This window comes from Bombilactobacillus folatiphilus (assembly GCF_023380265.1).
GTDB lineage: Bacteria > Bacillota > Bacilli > Lactobacillales > Lactobacillaceae > Bombilactobacillus > Bombilactobacillus folatiphilus.
This window is the reverse complement of sequence record NZ_CP093367.1, coordinates 1-15,159: the sequence shown is the minus strand read 5'-3', so window position 1 is coordinate 15,159 and position 15,159 is coordinate 1. Positions and strand designations below refer to the sequence as shown.

The 15,159-nt window shown below is 34.2% G+C and carries 14 protein-coding genes; 2 read left to right on the top strand and 12 right to left on the bottom strand.

Annotated features, from left to right (window positions below):
• Window positions 1-1,993: 1,993 nt before the first annotated feature.
• A complete protein-coding gene (locus MOO45_RS08115) occupies window positions 1,994-2,569 on the bottom strand; it encodes a hypothetical protein (protein ID WP_249513688.1) in 576 nt (191 codons plus the stop codon).
• A 138-nt stretch (window positions 2,570-2,707) separates the two neighbouring features.
• Between MOO45_RS08115 and MOO45_RS08110 the strand changes: the two genes are divergently transcribed.
• Entirely contained in the window at window positions 2,708-3,886 is a 1,179-nt protein-coding gene (locus MOO45_RS08110; protein ID WP_249513689.1) for an MFS transporter, read from the top strand.
• A gap of 18 nt (window positions 3,887-3,904) precedes the next feature.
• The gene (locus MOO45_RS08105; protein ID WP_249513690.1) at window positions 3,905-4,543 is read left to right on the top strand and encodes a DUF5067 domain-containing protein; all 639 of its coding nucleotides are present in this window, start codon (window positions 3,905-3,907) and stop codon (window positions 4,541-4,543) included.
• A 110-nt stretch (window positions 4,544-4,653) separates the two neighbouring features.
• Here the strand turns inward: MOO45_RS08105 and MOO45_RS08100 are convergent, their stop codons facing one another.
• From MOO45_RS08100 to MOO45_RS08050, 11 genes are all read right to left on the bottom strand, one after another.
• Window positions 4,654-5,454, bottom strand: coding sequence for a 2-keto-4-pentenoate hydratase (locus tag MOO45_RS08100; RefSeq protein WP_249513691.1), 801 nt, complete (start codon window positions 5,452-5,454; stop codon window positions 4,654-4,656).
• 415 nt (window positions 5,455-5,869) lie between these two features.
• Window positions 5,870-6,250: a hypothetical protein gene (locus MOO45_RS08095; RefSeq protein ID WP_249513692.1), complete on the bottom strand. Its 381-nt coding sequence runs from the start codon at window positions 6,248-6,250 to the stop codon at window positions 5,870-5,872.
• Between the two features lie 70 nt (window positions 6,251-6,320).
• On the bottom strand, window positions 6,321-6,866 hold the full coding sequence (locus tag MOO45_RS08090; protein WP_249513693.1) for a TetR/AcrR family transcriptional regulator: 546 nt from the start codon (window positions 6,864-6,866) through the stop codon (window positions 6,321-6,323).
• Between the two features lie 137 nt (window positions 6,867-7,003).
• A complete protein-coding gene (locus tag MOO45_RS08085) occupies window positions 7,004-7,543 on the bottom strand; it encodes a hypothetical protein (RefSeq protein WP_249513694.1) in 540 nt (179 codons plus the stop codon).
• A gap of 73 nt (window positions 7,544-7,616) precedes the next feature.
• Complete coding sequence (locus MOO45_RS08080; protein ID WP_249513695.1) at window positions 7,617-7,949, bottom strand: hypothetical protein; 333 nt, start codon at window positions 7,947-7,949, stop codon at window positions 7,617-7,619.
• A 5-nt stretch (window positions 7,950-7,954) separates the two neighbouring features.
• Window positions 7,955-8,146, bottom strand: coding sequence for a hypothetical protein (locus MOO45_RS08075; protein WP_249513696.1), 192 nt, complete (start codon window positions 8,144-8,146; stop codon window positions 7,955-7,957).
• An 8-nt stretch (window positions 8,147-8,154) separates the two neighbouring features.
• On the bottom strand, window positions 8,155-8,805 hold the full coding sequence (locus tag MOO45_RS08070; RefSeq protein ID WP_249513697.1) for a hypothetical protein: 651 nt from the start codon (window positions 8,803-8,805) through the stop codon (window positions 8,155-8,157).
• Complete coding sequence (locus tag MOO45_RS08065; RefSeq protein WP_249513698.1) at window positions 8,787-9,059, bottom strand: hypothetical protein; 273 nt, start codon at window positions 9,057-9,059, stop codon at window positions 8,787-8,789. The genes MOO45_RS08070 and MOO45_RS08065 overlap by 19 nt, the downstream gene beginning before the upstream one ends.
• A gap of 448 nt (window positions 9,060-9,507) precedes the next feature.
• The gene (locus MOO45_RS08060) at window positions 9,508-12,525 is read right to left on the bottom strand and encodes a BspA family leucine-rich repeat surface protein (RefSeq protein WP_249513699.1); all 3,018 of its coding nucleotides are present in this window, start codon (window positions 12,523-12,525) and stop codon (window positions 9,508-9,510) included.
• A gap of 305 nt (window positions 12,526-12,830) precedes the next feature.
• Complete coding sequence (locus MOO45_RS08055) at window positions 12,831-14,627, bottom strand: MFS transporter (protein ID WP_249513700.1); 1,797 nt, start codon at window positions 14,625-14,627, stop codon at window positions 12,831-12,833.
• 202 nt (window positions 14,628-14,829) lie between these two features.
• The gene (locus MOO45_RS08050) at window positions 14,830-15,108 is read right to left on the bottom strand and encodes a hypothetical protein (RefSeq protein ID WP_249515204.1); all 279 of its coding nucleotides are present in this window, start codon (window positions 15,106-15,108) and stop codon (window positions 14,830-14,832) included.
• Between the last annotated feature and the right edge of the window lie 51 nt (window positions 15,109-15,159).

The following is a 15,159-nucleotide window of genomic DNA, read 5'->3' as shown; positions in this document are numbered from 1 at the left end:
TATAATCGCTTTAATGAGCGGTCAAGAATAAGGGCCTGATCTATCAAGCGCCCGTTTTTATTAGCTATACGGATTCGCATGATACTTTTTTCGATCAAGCATTGACCAAGTTCAATAAAAATAATAAATGTAGAATCAGATGAATTGGCTAAGTTTAAGCTTTTTGTGTTTATCTGGCTTAAAAAAGTATAATTTATCAACAAATATTAAAACTATATAGATAGATTTTATAAATTACTATGGGCTTAAGAACTAAGTTAAAAAATACGATTTAATGATAGTTGCTGATGGTAATGTTTACTTTAAGGAAATCAAAGTAATACTTAGAAGTGAAGAATCTTATCGATTGTTATAAAACAGATTTTAAACAAAAAATATGTTTGAAGTATTGTCAACATATATCGATACGTGTTGGCAATTAATTATGTCATGAGGCAAGAGATCACATATCAAAATTCAAAAATTAGATAAAAGACCGGTTATTATTCTGCATGGCGAACTATCTTCTAAAGAGAAGCTGGATTAAAGTAAACGGCTTTTTTGTGACTTTTAAAGGGGATATTTTCATGTTAGTCTTTATCATTTTCCGCGATTTTGATAATAGTGTAGCTCAAGGAGTTAATGAAAATGATTTTATACGGATGGCTTCAGATTATTTTAAATCGAATCTGACGGATAATTATGTTAGTCGATTGATAAATTTCTAAACTGTTAAATTTAGTGTCTATTTTGTTAAGTAAAAACAATCTATATGAGAATAAACTTGATTATAATAAAGGTTTAGTATAGTGATTTAGCTTTCCGAAAGTATTCGCTGATTCTTTTTTAGTGTAGATTATAAAAAAAGTTAATAAAACTATAGTCTTATTGCTAAAAAAGCGGTGAATCTTTTATTTTATCTGGAATAGTTAGAGATATAGGACAATAAAAAAAGACGTGTCAAAATAACACAGTATATATATATATATACTGTGTGTCATAATAATACGAAAAATAAGAGTCCTATGAGCTATAGCTCATAGGACTCTTATTTTTCGTATTATTATGACACACAGTATATATATATATATACTGTGTTATTTTGACACGTCTTTTTTTATTGTCCTATATCTCTAACTATTCCAGATAAAATAAAAGATTCACCGCTTTTTTAGCAATAAGACTATAGTTTTATTAACTTTTTTTATAATCTACACTAAAAAAGAATCAGCGAATACTTTCGGAAAGCTAAATCACTATACTAAACCTTTATTATAATCAAGTTTATTCTCATATAGATTGTTTTTACTTAACAAAATAGACACTAAATTTAACAGTTTAGAAATTTATCAATCGACTAACATAATTATCCGTCAGATTCGATTTAAAATAATCTGAAGCCATCCGTATAAAATCATTTTCATTAACTCCTTGAGCTACACTATTATCAAAATCGCGGAAAATGATAAAGACTAACATGAAAATATCCCCTTTAAAAGTCACAAAAAAGCCGTTTACTTTAATCCAGCTTCTCTTTAGAAGATAGTTCGCCATGCAGAATAATAACCGGTCTTTTATCTAATTTTTGAATTTTGATATGTGATCTCTTGCCTCATGACATAATTAATTGCCAACACGTATCGATATATGTTGACAATACTTCAAACATATTTTTTGTTTAAAATCTGTTTTATAACAATCGATAAGATTCTTCACTTCTAAGTATTACTTTGATTTCCTTAAAGTAAACATTACCATCAGCAACTATCATTAAATCGTATTTTTTAACTTAGTTCTTAAGCCCATAGTAATTTATAAAATCTATCTATATAGTTTTAATATTTGTTGATAAATTATACTTTTTTAAGCCAGATAAACACAAAAAGCTTAAACTTAGCCAATTCATCTGATTCTACATTTATTATTTTTATTGAACTTGGTCAATGCTTGATCGAAAAAAGTATCATGCGAATCCGTATAGCTAATAAAAACGGGCGCTTGATAGATCAGGCCCTTATTCTTGACCGCTCATTAAAGCGATTATAAGTGGTACCGTTATCGTTAAAGAGGGGCCCATCTCCACCATCAATTTGCACAAGCGCTCAGGAGACAAATCAAAGTCATGCTTAACCCACAATTCAATCATCTCTAAGCCACCTGCAATCGTATAAGCCTGTTGATAATAACTATCTGTATAAGTGTTATATTGATCTGAAAAATTAAACAAATCTGTCTTGAATTTTTTATTAATAGGATAAACAAACAAAGCCCGAGTCATATCAGGATTAGCCTTATAAAAATTTAAAAGTTTCAAATACATGACCCACATTTTTTGATGATCACGTACATCAAACGTTTGACGCTGCTGGCGTAAATATTCCTTGGATTTTTGAAGGACTTCTGATTCCATTTTCTCCAAAACCTCAATCGTTGAGTTGTAATGTGTATAAAAAGTGGAACGATTAATCTGCGCTTGATCACATAATTTCGTAATAGAAATATTATTAATATTTTGATGCTGTAGCATCGTTACCAATTCATGTCGAATTCTTAATTTAGTTTTACATACTCTCGCATCAACTTTTACCATTGTAGAAGTATCTCCTTACTGACCAATACAATAATTTGAACATAAATATTAAACATTTTATCAAATAATTAGTAAATGTATTTGACAACTACCTTTAATTTTTTATAACCTAATATTAGTAAAAAGACGAGGAATAGCATGAAAAAATTCTACTTACAAAGCTGGGCTTTGATTTTATTATCATTTGTTTTAGGGTTCAGTGAATTCATCATTATTGGCATTTTGGATGATTTAGCACATCAATTCAATGTTACCGTGGCAACTGCAGGGTCGTTAGTAACAATCTTTGCGTTGGTTTATGCTTTTAGTACGCCCGTTATAACTTCATTATTAAAGAACAATCTCTACCACGCATTACTAGTTTTAATTGGCATCTTTATCTTAGGCAACTTAGTAACCGTTATCGCACCTAATTATAGTTGGTTAGTTATTTCTCGTATCATTGTAGCACTAGTTTCTGGTTCTTTAGTTTCTTTAGCCATGACTTTCGCAGCCAAAATTGCCCCGATGGAGAAAAAAGCTTGGCTCGTGAGCTGGATTTTTTCTGGATTCAGTATTGCATCAGTCTTCGGTGTACCACTAGGTACCTGGATTAGTACAACTTGGGGATGGCGCATAACTTTTGTGACGATTGTTTTATTTAGCATTATCGCCCTAATTTTAATTATGAAAGTATTACCTCATCAATTAAATCAAACACAAGCAGATTCCGTTTGGAAACAATTTATAATTTTCAAAGATCCTCGAATTTTTTTAAGTGTTGGAATTATTATGTTTAGCTTAGCAGGGGTATATGTTTTTTATACTTATTTACGGCCAATCTTGTCCCAAACTCTAGGCTTTAATCATCAAACGATCACCTTCTTATTAGTTGCCTATGGTTTGATGTCATTATTAAGTAATCAATTCAGTGGCAAAATTGCAAATAAACACGGTTTAAAAATAATGCCGTGGTATTACGCTATCGAATTTTTCGTTTTACTATTCATGCCGAAGTTATTAACTAATCAATTGCTGGGGGTCATTGATATTTTATGTGTTGGCTTTTTGATGTACTTAATTAATTCGCCTATTCAATTACACATAATGGGCATTGCAGAAAAAGAATATCCCCAAAGCCTCGTTTTATCATCATCAATTAATTCGATTTTTTCAAATTTAGGTATTTCGTTGGGTTCAGCCGTAGGGGGCATTGTCACACTACAATTCAAAGTCCAAGATATTGGGGCAGGCGGAGTGGTTTTTACAGTCGTAACCTTCGTCTTAGTCTTAGCGTTAAATCACGTGAACAGGAAACAATCCTCAAAAGTTCAATAATTAAGGAGAAAGATATATATGAATAAGGGTCACAAATTAACCATCATTACTTTATTATCAGCCATATTATTATCAGGATGTGATTCAAAGTTTGAGATTGGTGGTATGAAATTTGACATTGGCGGCAATATATCTACTGATCAAAACCATCCGTCCGCAACCACTTTTCAGAATGGAATTTTTGAAAATAGGCAAACTAAAATCAAAATTTTAAAAACCCAAGTTGGCCATTCAAACAAAACTCAAAGCGACGGTTTAATCGTTACTTTCTGGATCCAAAACAAATCGAAGCATCGAATTAAACCGTCAGCTTTATTAAACTATCTGAACTTCCACCAAAGCAATAGCAGTTCAAATTATGACTTAAGGCCAGTTTTTAATGTTGCCGCGGCACTCTTTCCCACTATTAATTCAGATGGATCTTCAACAGCAGATGCCAGTACAAATATTGGTAAAGCTACTGACTATAACCAAAAATACGTTAAACCTTTAAACGCTCAATTATTACCTGGTAAAAGCATCAAAGTAGTCCGGGGCTATGAATTAAATAATAAGAAGCATCCGGTTTTTGCTACTGCCAAAAAAGATATGCATAACGTGGATAGTAAGTCTGTAGGAACCTCTTATAAAATCAACTTGCAGGATTATAAAAATTAACAAAAAAGGACTAAAATCGATTAAATTTCGAAGTTAGTCCTTTAATATTTTTTTGATTTAAACTGTAGAAACCTTTAGACATAAACGCAGGACAAATCAGTATCTAGCATTTACTGCACTGTCAACTCTACATCACCTAAATCATGATTAAATTCGGCCTGCCATTGACCTGTAGTGACACGTTCCGGCAACAAAAAAGTTCCGCTGGAAACACGCTGTCCTGCTAAAAATTGAACACCTTGAGCCGCCAGTTTCTGTACCAACCATTGTAAAGACAACAATGGGTTACTCAAAACTTCTGTTGCAGCACCTGTCTTGAGTGTTTGACCGTCATGCAATAATTCACAAGTTACTTGCGTAACGGCATCAACTGAGGCAAAAGCTTGAGTGGTGGGAACTTGTCGGCCATAAACAACGTACCCGCCCACAGCTGCGTCAGCAACCACTAAGTACTTAGACAAATCGGGAAACCAATCCGAAAAACGGGAATCAGGAACCTCAATGTCGGGGGCTATCGTCGTTTTTCGCATTAAATCTTCTAAGCTATCATTTGGTTGTAAATCTTGCGTGGCTGTAAACATCAATTCCACCTCGGCTAGTGGATCCATCAGTTGTGAAGTTCGAAAATGCGAAGGTGATGGTACGAAATGACTAACTACTTGCACACCATATAGCGGATTTTGAGAATCAAACATTTTTTGAGTTTCCTCACTCGTCAAAGACACCTTGTAGCCACCAATCGGTTCATTTTTTAGTTGCATTAAATATTGTTGAACCTGGTAAGCCGTATCCTCATCATCCAAAACTTTTGCATATTTAGCTTGGTCTAACGGCTGATGATTTTCATAAGCTTGATATAAATTCTCTGCTAAACTCATTTGGTCGTCTGTTAAATCGTTAAAATCGGTCATCCTTTTTCCTCCTAAATTGGCTCCTAAACTAATCCCAACAAGATCTGAAATTTTGCCTCACCTCCTTAAATTAAAAAAACGCCCTTAGCATTTTTTGCTAAGGGCGTCAATTAACGCGGTACCACCTTATTTTAGTTATTTAAACAGCTTAAATACCACTCTACAAAACGTATTCATTTTGCATCCATGTTAATGATTGTCCACCAGCAGTGCTTACTAAATTTCAGCACTGCACTCTTTTAGGCTGATCATAATCTTGTTTGACAGATTGTCTTGCACCAACCGACAACTCGCTGACTGTACCCACAAGATAAAGTTTCCTTCATGAGCCTTAATTTTATTTTAATTGTTATGAGCAATTTACAATATTATTTGGTGTTTGTCAAGAAAAGATCAGTCAACACGATGTGAATCACTATTTTGACAGATAATTATTCATCAGGTTTTCTACTTTAACGACAAGTTGTTCGGTTGTATCTCCACGATCGCTATCTGTTAATAAGCCCTCAATTTGTCGCAAAATATCAATATTGACTAAATCAGCATCGGTAACTGCCAAGATGGAAACTAGCTTTTGAAAATCACTATATTCATCAGACGCTGCAATATCCATATCCGGAGTTGCTTTAACTTTAGACAATAAGTCATTCAACAAGCTGCGCACTAAATTCATTATCCGCTGCTGACTAACTTTGCGCGCTTTGCGAGCCTGATAAGATGGTAAAAATAGAGCTACAACCACGGCCGCCACCTCTGCAATGCCAGTAATCCACTCGGCTAAACTGCCTATTTCCATAAGACTAGACCCCTTTACCAAATTTATAATTTAAATGAAAATTATAGCAGACAATAATTGAGAATGCACTTTACTTGGAAGAATCATCATGAAATGGTCCCATCTCCATCATTAACCGACAAAGATGCTCCGGTGACAAATCAAAGTCACGCTTGACCCACAATTCAATCATCTCTAAGCCACCCGCAATTGTATAAGCTTGTTGATAATAACTATCCGTATAAGTATTGTATTGAATCGAAAAATTGAGCAAATCTGCTTTGAAAGTTTTATTGATCGGATACACAAACAAAGCTTGAATCATGTCTGGATTGGATTGATAAAACTGCAACAGCTGTAAATACATCGTCCACATTTGTTCACGATTGGACACATCAATCTTCCGACGTTGTTGACGTAAATATTCTTCAAATTTTTGAATCACTTCAGATTCAATTTCTTCCAAGACTTCAAGGGTTGAATCGTAATGCTTGTAAAAAGTCGAACGGTTAATTTGCGCTTGATTACACAATTTAGTAATAGAAATATCATTAATATCTTGATAACTGAGCATCAATACTAACTCGTGTTGAATTCTTGATTTCGTTTTCCGGACTCGGGGATCTAACTTGGCCATCGAAACACTATCTCCTTAACAAAAAAATATTGAATACATACTTTTACGATACAGCATTTTTTTATAAAATACTGAATTGAATTCGGAATAATTTATTATTAATAAGTAACTTTTTTTGTCATCAATTTTTCACCACTCTATCTGCGTGGCAAATAAGATTGTAGTGAATCTATCTTTTGTCTAAATTCATCAGGATAGTAAACATAGTCCATTGATAAATTAATAACAATCACTTTTGAATTCTTAAGATACAAATTGAAAACCATAGAATTTTTAATTGATAAGATAGCCGGAAAAAAGAGGCCATAAGCAGTAGTCATGGTCAAGGGTAATTTGATATCCTCAAACTTATTATAGTCACCTTGCAATTGATAATCTGCAATAGAACTTAGATCGATATTTTGCGGCCGCCTAAACGGAAATATCACTAACAGAATACGTTTCGTCAAAGTACTCATATCATAGTAATAAATTTTTGGGCGCTTAATTTTTAAAAAACCATCTAAAATATCAATCTTGCTGGCATAATTTAAAATAGCCAAAATAAAGCAAATGATAAAAGTTAAAAAGCCCAAATCGTATCTAAACACGGAACCAACAAACAAACCACAAACTGCACTAATAACAAAACTAACCATTAACGGTCGATATAGTGGTTTTCTACCAAAAGATAACATAATGTATCACCACTCCCAACACAAATATTAACAATATTATTCATTACCCATAACGTCCAAAATAAATTGTACATCAAATTAGTTTAGCTTTGTTTGGTTCAATCAAATTAAAAAAGCTTCTACTGATTTGGATTCCTCCATTTTGAACGATGATTAGTTTCATATAATAACTTTGTAACTGGGTTTGCTCAGAAAAGGCAATCTCTCCAGTAATAATTTTAGTCTGCGGTGTTTTCATTTTGATTCGAGTCACTTTAAACTGTGTTGTAGAATATTGTTCTACATAACTAGGCAGTTGTATCCCATAATAAATATCACCCTTCTCACTGGGGGTAATTTCAATCCTATAATGGATCGTTAAGTCATCATTGTTATAGGAATCACAACTAAATTTTAAATTAGACATGTTTTTCATTCCTGTTGTCTTATCACCACAACGATAGCAACCGGAAATATCCCATTAACTTCTGGCAAATACTGACAAAAAGTTGCTACATTCCCACATTCACAGCGCATTTTTTGAATACTCATCTTATCTAGAACCGAACGATAAACATTATAACTATCGAATTCTTGCAGTGAATCTACTGAATTATTCATCATTAATTCAGCTATTTTTTAGAAAAAGGGTTCACACGATTGATCAACGACAATTCAAAATCTTTAGCTTCAGCATCAGAAACACCAAAAGTTCCACGCCGAGTACGTTGCATAAAGTCAAACAAAATGTTTTTTGCTAATTTATAAATTAAATGCTCTTGTCCTAGCATCATGGAAGAAATATATGACGACAATCTAGATAAAATAATTTTTGTGGTTGGAGTTAACCTAACAGCTGCGGATGTTGTTCCATCAACTTCACTATTTTCAGGTAGTCCCACATGAATAATAGATACAAAAGGTTGCACATCGGACAATTTTTTATTTAACATCCGTGATATATTTTTATTTCCCGCGTGCTTCATGACTAAATCTAATTCCGGATTATCTGCTGATTGAACACCTATCGCGGCAACTATGGTCGAAGCATAACCATCAATAGCATTGAGTACTAAATTGTATCTTGGTCCATATAATTTCGTATCATTAAAAATTAAATTATTGCAGGATAAAAAGAAAAAGGTTTGACATTGAATCTCTGAGGTTTTGATGGCTTTACTGGCATCTTTAAAAAAGGATTGTCCTGCATGACCAACTGAAGGAGCAAAAGGACCATTATATGGTAGCGCTGCATTTAAGCCGCTTAGTGTAAAATCTGCCAAGATGTTTGATCCTGATAAGAATTCATTTTTTTATGTGAAAACAATCCATTAGGCAATTGCTGAACATTTTTCTTTCTCAAAAACTGTTTGGCTACTAGCCAAGACAAAGACGACATATCTCGACCTAACAAAAAGTAAATATTTATATCTTTCTGGTCAGCAAAATTAAGCAGCTCTAAAATTTTATTCTCAGTAAAATCTTGGAACAAACCGATAACTAACAGATCAGCTTTCTCAGCCAAATCTTGGTTCATACGGTTTCTGGATCAGTAGTCCACTTGTTAGCAAGCAACTGATTTGTTTCATATAATAGCGCTTCCTTAGAAAGGATTACTCCTAAATCAGCTTTGATAGGGCGCACAAATTCTAAATCTGTTGTATTACTTAGAGCTATCTTTTCTAACAAATCCCTACGTTTATCATTTATATAAACTGGCATTTCATTTTCGAATCTATCTATTTGGTTTATTTCATAAAAATATCTATCCAGATCATTAAAATCGTATTCTCCTTTTAAAAGAATTAAATCATTCGTTTATTAAAGTTAGTGTTAAAATAAATTAAAAAATAATTTTATTAACTAAAAAGCCGTACTAAATAAGCCTTTTAAGCAGACCAGATTTAGCCTGCTCAAAAGGCTTATGATTTCCACAGATTCTATAATTAATCCGAACAACACGATGATAATGCGTGATGCTTCCATCAATTTAATGAATCGACCACCGACCAAGTCGCCGTAGCTTGATAGTTACCAGGTATAATCTCGGCAGATTGATTCGAAATATCTAGCATCGGACCACTCGTTTGCTGACTATCTTGCCACCAACCATTCGAAATATTGGTAATACATTCAGAACCCGTCTGTACATTATTAGCATCCGTTTCATTAAATTGACTAATCAGAATCGGACTGGCGCCAATTAAGCCCACAGGCTGATAATTCATAATTCCATCAATACTTTGATTTTGCTTATCACTTGAAAAAGGTGTGATCGCTAACGATAGCTGCCAACAAGGAGCTCCCGTGGTATCTGTCACAATTAACTTTTCGGCGGAATCTTTCTGCAAGTGATATTGCTTTTTAACCAAAGGCACCCCCTTACCAAAATCAAGACTCGGCGCATTAACTGTGACCGCACCCTCAACGTCATAAAGGACATCTAAATCTTTAGGATTATTTTTAGAAATGCCAGCTGAGGTCGTAGCATCAATTTTAGGGAATGAATTAGCAGTGCTGAGTTGATAACGAGTGTTCCTATGACTAATAAAAGGAGGGATTAAATCGTCAGAACCGTCAGTTTTGATAACATCACCCGCAGTTCCGAAAATAACAGGTTGAGCACTTTTAATGACAACACCGTTTGAATTCTTATAATGCAATCTAGCGTAAAGATTCTCTTTGGTCGTAATCGTCATCGGCTGTGAAATCTTCCCCGGGCTAACAGCTTCGCCTTGGGCATCTTTGGTCACAGCATAAAAGACTAACCGATGGCCACCAGACTTAGGTTGAGCTACTTGGCATAAATCAGTTTGATCGGTGATCGAATAACTACCAGGGTTCAAATCAGACGCAGGAAGCTTATGAAAATTGGCATTATTCACGATATCTTTAGCATCCGTAATAGCGGTTACAGGATCAATACCATAGTAAACATCAAATTTGGTGCTATCGGTATCGGTAATCCCGAGTCTCACAGTTAAACTAGGCAACTCAGCAACCGCTGAATCATAACAATAAGTTAATGCGGAAGTTGTTGTCCCAGTTTGATTCGTACTTGCATCTGTAACCGATACATTGGATAATGTTGGCTTCACATCCTGCAACTCATTTTGCCAAACATAAGTAAACGGTGCGTGTGGCGAACTTAAAGATGATACAAGTGATTGATTATTATCATAGACAGGACCCGTAGGCTTATGGTCACTGCCATTGCCGACATCTTGCCATGCAGCAGCAGTGACAAGATAGGTTTTGTCATTATCAATAAAAGTATTACCTATTGTAGGCATAGCTAAAGAAGGTGATACATTGGATGGAATTATAAATTGCGAACCAAATTGAATCCCCCAAAGACTAGGACAAAAATCAAACATATCAGACATATTAGTCACTTTACTAGTATCGAAATTATTCAAATCCAATTTAGTTAATCTAGTGCAACTATCAAACATATCAGACATATTCGTAACTTTACTGGTATCAAAATTACTCAAATCCAATTTAGTTAAACCACTGCAAGCTGTAAACATACTAGACATATTAGTCACTTTACTAGTATCAAAATTATTCAAATCCAATTTAGTTAAACCATAACACATAGAAAACATACCAGACATATAGTTCACTTTACCAGTATCAAAATTGCCGACGTCTAACTTGGGCAATTTGCTACAATCCTGAAACATATAAGACATATTAGTCACTTTACTAGTATCAAAATTACTCAAATCTAAACTAGTTAAGTGACTACAAATACTAAACATATAAGACATATTAGTCACTTTACTGGTATCAAAACCACTTACATCCAAATGAGTTACGTTGTTGCAACTACTAAACATACCAGACATATTAGTTACATTACTAGTATCAAAACCATTTACATCCAGATCAGTATTGCGGCAACCATCAAACATATTAGACATATTCGTAACTTTACTGGTATCAAAACCACTTACATCCAAATGAGTTACGTTGTTGCAACTACTAAACATACCAGACATATTAGTTACATTACTAGTATCAAAATTACTTACATCCAAATGAGTTACGTTGTTGCAACTACTAAACATACCAGACATACTAGTTACATTACTAGTATCAAAACCACTTACATCCAAATGAGTTACGTTGTTGCAACTACTAAACATACCAGACATACTAGTTACATTACTAGTATCAAAATTACTTACATCCAGATCAGTATTGCGGCAATTACTAAACATATTAGACATATTCGTAACTTTACTGGTATCAAAACCACTTACATCCAAATGAGTTACGTTGTTGCAACTACTAAACATACCAGACATATTAGTTACATTACTAGTATCAAAATTACTTACATCCAAATGAGTTACGTTGTTGCAACTACTAAACATACCAGACATATTAGTTACATTACTAGTATCAAAATTACTTACATCCAATTTGATTAGCCCCCGACAGTCATAAAACATATAAGACGTATCAACAGTCTGATTTGTTATGAAATTAGACAGATTGGTAAATGATACAAGGTTTGACATTTCCTGAAACAAATATTGACTATTAACTGGTGCAGTGACTGGACCCGCAAAATCAATTTGTTTAATATTCGTTCTATAAGCATAAAAGCCAGAATGATCACTGTCCCAACCAATACCTCTATCATTACTCTGATTTAAAGTGCCGCTATTAATCGTTAAATTACCAGCTGCATCTAAAGTCCATGCACAAGTTCCATCAGTTCCGCTCACACCCGTAGCTGGAATGTCGGCAGACACTTTCGTACTAATCAATTGGTGCTGGTCAGGCTGATCTGTTGCTTCCTGATCTTGGATTGTATTCTCAGATAATTGTTGTAATTTTTGTAAAAAATTAACCACATCTTTATTTTTGGTATTAATCATGACAGTTGGTTGAACATTAGCAGCTTGGGATAAAATGAATCTTTTAAATAAGAAAACGCTACCGACAAAAATTAAAAGTAAAACGACTTTCACAACTTTTTTAAACATCAGGCTCTTGTCCTCTCACTAATGTTAACCAAAGACGCCATCACGATTACAGATTTTCAATAAACAAAACTTATCATTTTAACATATTAATTATCCTTTTAGCTAATAATATGTTTGCGAAATCATCTTCATCTTAAACCCTCAGCTGAAAGTTTGCAATTAACTTAATAATTTATCTTCAATTTAATTAATTTCCAGATTATATATAAGCAATAACAATCTCCGTATAAGTATGATGTGGAACAATTGTAACCAAAAAAAGAGCCGATTTTCATCAGCTCTCTGGGAAGTGTTAATTTAAATACTTAAGCTACTTTTTTCTTTTGATAATCCGTTAACAACGCAATTGGCGAACACAGCAAGACAATGATCGCGGCAAGTAAATAAGTTTTACTAAATGCAGCCGTTAGTTTTTTATTTTTTTGTTTCTTAATGTCCCTTAACGTGGTTCTGATTTCGTTCTTTTGTGCCAACAACTTAATACCGGTCAACATCTTCTGTTGTCCCTTCACTAAACCACCAGTCGCCGTCAACAAAGGATTATTGCTATCTTTCACCAATTTAGTGAGACCAGTATTGAGCGTTCTGGTGCCATCAGTCATCATTTTTTGTTTTTGATAAATGATTCCTAAAGAACTCTTTTTAGCAGGTTCAGGTAAATTATTAGTTTGCTGAGCTACCCGTTTGATTTTTTTCTGTAAACCAGAAGTTTTCGTTTTAATATTTTTACCCTTGGAATTCGTTTTAAAAAGACGTTTAACTTCTTTTTCTGCCACATTCTGAACCTGTGGCGCCAAACGATGGGTTTGAATCGTTTGAACTGCATCACTTCTAATTTCATTTTTCGCATTTAAAACATTGTTGTTTAAAACTGTCACCAATAACGCCATGCCTAGACACGTACCAATTTGACGCATCGAATTAACGATTCCCGAACCAATCCCCGTTTTTTCTTTAGGCAAATATTGGACCGAAGCAACAAGTGAAACCGATGAAAAACCAAAGCCAAAACCATTAATAATCAGAAAAACAACAATAATAATGGTTGGGGTATTCATTTTGATTAATGATAGCAAGCCTAAACTACCCGCAATCAATAATAGTCCGATTCCTGTGACCCATTTGGCACCCATTGCATCAAAAATTTTCGTTCCCAAAGGCATCGCTACAACCACCGTCAACGATACCGGAATAATAATCAACGCGGCATGCAGTGCGCTGTAATTGAGTAAATCTTGTAAAAAATAATTAATAATTAACATAGGGCAGACTAATGAAAAGCCTGTCACAAAATAAACTAAGCTGGATGCTGTAAAAGTCTTTTCCTTGATTAGATCTAGTTCAATTAACGGTTCCGCAACGCGTTTTTCAATTAGGTAAAAGACCAATAGCGCTAAAACGCCAATTACTAAACTAGTCACAATAATCACTGAATGCCAACCTAATTGTCGACCTTCCAGCAAGCCGAAGACAATTCCGCCTAGTGAAACAGACAGTGCCAGCATACCAAACCAATCAATTTTGCCAGATAGTGTGTTGTCATATGATTCTTGAATGAAAAAGACCACAATTAATAGGGCAAGAATGGATAATGGTAAATTAATCCCAAACACACCGCGCCAGGAACCATATTGTAAAATAACGCCACCAATCGGTGGTCCACCAGCAGCCGCCAACGCTGTAATGGCACCAACGACACTCGAAATTTTAGACGTATTTTCTTTCCCAAAAATTTCAATCCCCATAGGCAACACAATTGGTGTGATAATCGCCCCGCCAATGCCTTGGAAAAATCTAAAAACAATTAAAGCCAATAATGAGGGTGCAAACATACAAGCCGCTGAAAAGCCACCAAAGAGCACCAAGCCAATGAGCATTAACTTTTTGCGACCGTAACGATCCGCTAATTTAGAACCTGTGATCATAAACACAGCCAACGCTAAAGTATAAATGGTGGTCACCCAACTCGTATCATTCAGACTGGCATGAAATTGATCCATAATACTAGGCAAAGCAATATTAATAATTGTACTATCCAACGTTCCCATGAACATTGCAATTGTTAAACCAACAAAACTAATTAATTTTTTGGTATTGGACATCTCAACTTTCCTTCAATCCATAATTTTTTAAAATGATTTTTAATATTAATTTTTCTAATTAACTCTCTTTTTCCGAGCACACCAAGCAATGATAAAAATACTCCAATATATAAGCTCACTGTTACCAATACTTTCAGTTAGAGCGCATTTTCCTGTTTGATACGGTTTACTTAAGTTTTACCTTCTAACATATTGGTCATGCTTATGACTCTTTCCCAAAGCAAATCTTGTAGATCGTCATAACTAACTCATCAATATAAGCTTCTTGTTGTGCAGCAGAGTCAAATTTAAAGAATGCGGGGCCCGAATTTTCAATTAGATTCATGACCAGCATTGCTTTGACTTTAGGTTTTTCTTTTATTAAAGGGTTAGTGATCATCAAAATATCCATAATCAGTTCAATGATTTGGTCATTGTAACGATTAATAGTGTCCCTAAACTGATGATCCTGACGGGACAAGATGATGATGTCACCATTCAAAAAATTATTTTCCCATTGTTTATCAATGCCATTGATTAAGGCCTCTTTAAA

Excerpts from the sequence above, each read along its gene's own strand:
- MOO45_RS08115 (WP_249513688.1), bottom strand. The coding sequence starts at position 2,569 with ATGGTAAAAGTTGATGCGAGAGTATGTAAAACTAAATTAAGAATTCGA.
- MOO45_RS08110 (WP_249513689.1), top strand. The coding sequence starts at position 2,708 with ATGAAAAAATTCTACTTACAAAGCTGGGCTTTGATTTTATTATCATTT.
- MOO45_RS08105 (WP_249513690.1), top strand. The coding sequence starts at position 3,905 with ATGAATAAGGGTCACAAATTAACCATCATTACTTTATTATCAGCCATA.
- MOO45_RS08100 (WP_249513691.1), bottom strand. The coding sequence starts at position 5,454 with ATGACCGATTTTAACGATTTAACAGACGACCAAATGAGTTTAGCAGAG.
- MOO45_RS08095 (WP_249513692.1), bottom strand. The coding sequence starts at position 6,250 with ATGGAAATAGGCAGTTTAGCCGAGTGGATTACTGGCATTGCAGAGGTG.
- MOO45_RS08090 (WP_249513693.1), bottom strand. The coding sequence starts at position 6,866 with ATGGCCAAGTTAGATCCCCGAGTCCGGAAAACGAAATCAAGAATTCAA.
- MOO45_RS08085 (WP_249513694.1), bottom strand. The coding sequence starts at position 7,543 with ATGTTATCTTTTGGTAGAAAACCACTATATCGACCGTTAATGGTTAGT.
- MOO45_RS08080 (WP_249513695.1), bottom strand. The coding sequence starts at position 7,949 with ATGTCTAATTTAAAATTTAGTTGTGATTCCTATAACAATGATGACTTA.
- MOO45_RS08075 (WP_249513696.1), bottom strand. The coding sequence starts at position 8,146 with ATGATGAATAATTCAGTAGATTCACTGCAAGAATTCGATAGTTATAAT.
- MOO45_RS08065 (WP_249513698.1), bottom strand. The coding sequence starts at position 9,059 with ATGAACCAAGATTTGGCTGAGAAAGCTGATCTGTTAGTTATCGGTTTG.
- MOO45_RS08060 (WP_249513699.1), bottom strand. The coding sequence starts at position 12,525 with ATGTTTAAAAAAGTTGTGAAAGTCGTTTTACTTTTAATTTTTGTCGGT.
- MOO45_RS08055 (WP_249513700.1), bottom strand. The coding sequence starts at position 14,627 with ATGTCCAATACCAAAAAATTAATTAGTTTTGTTGGTTTAACAATTGCA.